The 2,828-nt window shown below is 46.7% G+C and carries 3 protein-coding genes; all 3 read left to right on the top strand.

Annotated elements, in window-relative coordinates; all coding sequences use genetic code 11:
• The first annotated feature begins 121 nt into the window (after positions 1-121).
• Positions 122-490, top strand: coding sequence for a hypothetical protein (locus DWX68_RS14385; protein WP_118468474.1), 369 nt, complete (start codon positions 122-124; stop codon positions 488-490).
• Positions 480-842: an IS66 family insertion sequence element accessory protein TnpB gene (gene tnpB, locus DWX68_RS14380; RefSeq protein WP_118468476.1), complete on the top strand. Its 363-nt coding sequence runs from the start codon at positions 480-482 to the stop codon at positions 840-842. Before DWX68_RS14385 ends, tnpB begins: the two co-directional genes overlap by 11 nt.
• Before the next feature lie 297 nt (positions 843-1,139).
• Positions 1,140-2,771, top strand: a complete 1,632-nt coding sequence (locus tag DWX68_RS14375) for an IS66 family transposase (RefSeq protein ID WP_118630018.1) — start codon at positions 1,140-1,142, stop codon at positions 2,769-2,771.
• Positions 2,772-2,828 lie beyond the last annotated feature (57 nt).

The following is a 2,828-nucleotide window of genomic DNA, read 5'->3' as shown; positions in this document are numbered from 1 at the left end:
GTAAACGCTCCATAGCAAGTACCTGTTCCTCCACTCCTTTTTCTGCCATAATAGTCTCACACTATACAGAGTCAAAAAAGTTAAGTACTCAACTTTTTTGACCGCCTATGGAGGTCTAGCTATGAGCAGTCAAACAAGTTTGGTTGCTGAACAGGTTCGGTTGCAGCAATGGGCGGCACAGATCCAGGATTGTAAAAACCGCCCTGCAGATATGAAAGTAGAAACCTGGTGCAGTGAGCATGGCATCACAAAAGCGAATTATTATTATCGTCTGAAAAGAGTCCGCAAAGCATGTTTGGAGGTCTACAATCCAGAACCGGCGTTTGTGGAACTTCCTCAGCCGACAGAGAAAGCTCTGCCCCAGGAAGACAGCAGCTTAAAACCGACAGCTATTTTGCGAAATTCCAGAGGATTGGCACTTGAAATTTATAATCCTGTCTCTAAAGATATGCTTCAGTGTATCCTGGAGGTTCTGTCTAATGCTGAATGACGCCACAGGTCTGAAAAAGATCTATCTTGCAGCTGGTTATACCGATCTGCGGAGAGGAATGGATGGTCTCGCAACGATCATCCGGTTCCGGTTTCAGCTCGATCCGTATGATAAAAATACGCTCTTTCTTTTCTGCGGGAAGAAGACGGACCGGATCAAGGGACTCTTATGGGAAGGGGATGGGTTCCTACTTCTTTACAAGAGACTGAGCAACGGTGCCTTCAACTGGCCACGTTCCGTAGAAGAAGCGTTGGAAATATCCCCGGAACAGTATACGATGCTGATGCAAGGGCTTGAAATTCTCCCCAAACATCCGATCAGGCCAAATGATCCGCCTAAAAGATTGATGTAACATTTGTGCATTATGGAGAAAAAATTTCCATATTTCACAGAAGAAAAGAGAATCTCTTCCGTTTCATAAAGCTTATCCACAGAATTCAGTCCGCAGGAATCAAACCACACGGTTTCGGGCAGAAAAATCGTTCTGAATCTGTGGATAGCAGTACAGAACATCTGGAATCCTGAAAAGCTATCCCAGGTGCTCTGTACGGTTATCCACCGTCATTATGCCGAAAGGAAAACAGGCTCCAAGTGGCAGAAAACGTACAGATCTGGTACAATGGACTCATTGAGAAAAGGAGTTCCTGCCATGACGATGAAGTTCACAGAAGAACAGTTAAACAGCTTTGATAAATCTATGCTGATCCAGTTATTTTTGAATCAACAGGAACAGTTAGGAAAGGTCAGTGCCGACCTGCATTCCCTGGATACGAAGATGCAGGCAATGATGGAACAGCTGATCCTGGCTAATAAGAACCGGTTTGGACGTTCCTCTGAAAAAATGGAGGATGCCCAGCAGCTCCGTTTTGCTGAAGTGGATGGAACCATTGTGTTTTTTAATGAAGCCGAAGCTGTCTGTGATCTGGAGGCACCGGAACCAGAGACTCTGGAGCCGGCACCGGAACGCAGAAAAAAAGCAACCGGTAAGAAAGCACAGGATATGTCCGGGCTTCCTACAAATCGGATCGACCACTACATGACCGAAGAAGAATTAACAGTAGAATTCGGTGAAAACGGCTGGAAACAGCTTCCAGATGCTATTACACGCAGATATCGTTTCATTCCGGCAAAAGTCGAGGTGGATGAGCACCATGTTGGTGTATATGCCAGCAAAACAGACGGGCACATGATAAAAGCAAAGCATCCCAAAAGCCTGCTTCATGGAAGCCCCGTATCCGCTTCGCTCGCTGCTGCGGTCATGAATGGAAAATACGTAAACGCGGTCCCTCTTTATCGCCTTGAACAGGAATTCCTTCGATATGGCCTTGCCATAACCAGGCAGAACATGGCGAACTGGATGATCCGGCTGGGAGAAGAATATCTCGCCGTTTTGTATGATCACCTTCATTCGCTACTTTACAGATATCATGTCATCCAGGCTGATGAGACACCGGTATTGGTAAAACGGGATGGCCGCAGTGCCGGTTCTAAGAGTTATATGTGGGTGTACCGTTCTGGCCACATGTATCCGGAAAAACAGATCATCCTTTATGAGTATCAGCGGACAAGAAATGCCTCTCATCCCCGGGAATTCCTAAAGAATTATTCCGGCATTTGCGTGACGGATGGCTATCAGGTCTACCATACACTGGAAAAAGAGCGTGAAGACCTGACGATAGCCGGGTGCTGGGTCCATGCCCGCAGGCGCTTTGATGAAGCGCTTGCAGTAGTACCGAAAGAACGCCAAAAAGAATCCGCATCCTATCTGATCTTAAAGCAGATCCAGACGATCTACAGAAAAGAAGGAAAGCTAAAGGATCTCTCATCGGAAGAACGGCTTTCCCAGCGTCAGGTGGCTATAAAGCCACCGGTAGACGCTTTGTTTGCGTACCTAAAGCAGCATGAAAGCGAGGTCGGAACAGAAAAGCTGAAGGATGCTTTCAGTTACGCTCTGAATCAGGAAAAATATCTCCGGATTTTCCTGACAGATGGGGATGTCCCTATGGATAATAACGCCTCTGAGCGCGCGATCCGCGGATTCTGTGTTGGAAAGAAGAACTGGCAGATGATCGATACGATCAATGGTGCGAAAGCATCCGCGATTATTTACAGCATCGCAGAGACGGCAAAAGCGAATAACCTAAAACCATACGAATACTTTGAACACCTTCTGACAGAGATCCCTAAGCGCATGGATGACAGCGACCGGTCATTCTTAGATGACCTGCTTCCATGGTCGAAAAAGTTGCCGGACGTTGTCAGAAAACCGAAAAAGCAATGAAGTAGAGCCGCGGAAGCGGCTTTTAGCTTATAGGGTACTTGGTATGGAGCGTTTACG

The organism is Clostridium sp. AF20-7 (genome assembly GCF_003479275.1).
Lineage (GTDB): Bacteria > Bacillota > Clostridia > Lachnospirales > Lachnospiraceae > Otoolea > Otoolea fessa.
The sequence above is the reverse complement of the archived record's forward strand: the minus strand, read 5'-3'. Positions and strand labels throughout refer to the sequence as shown.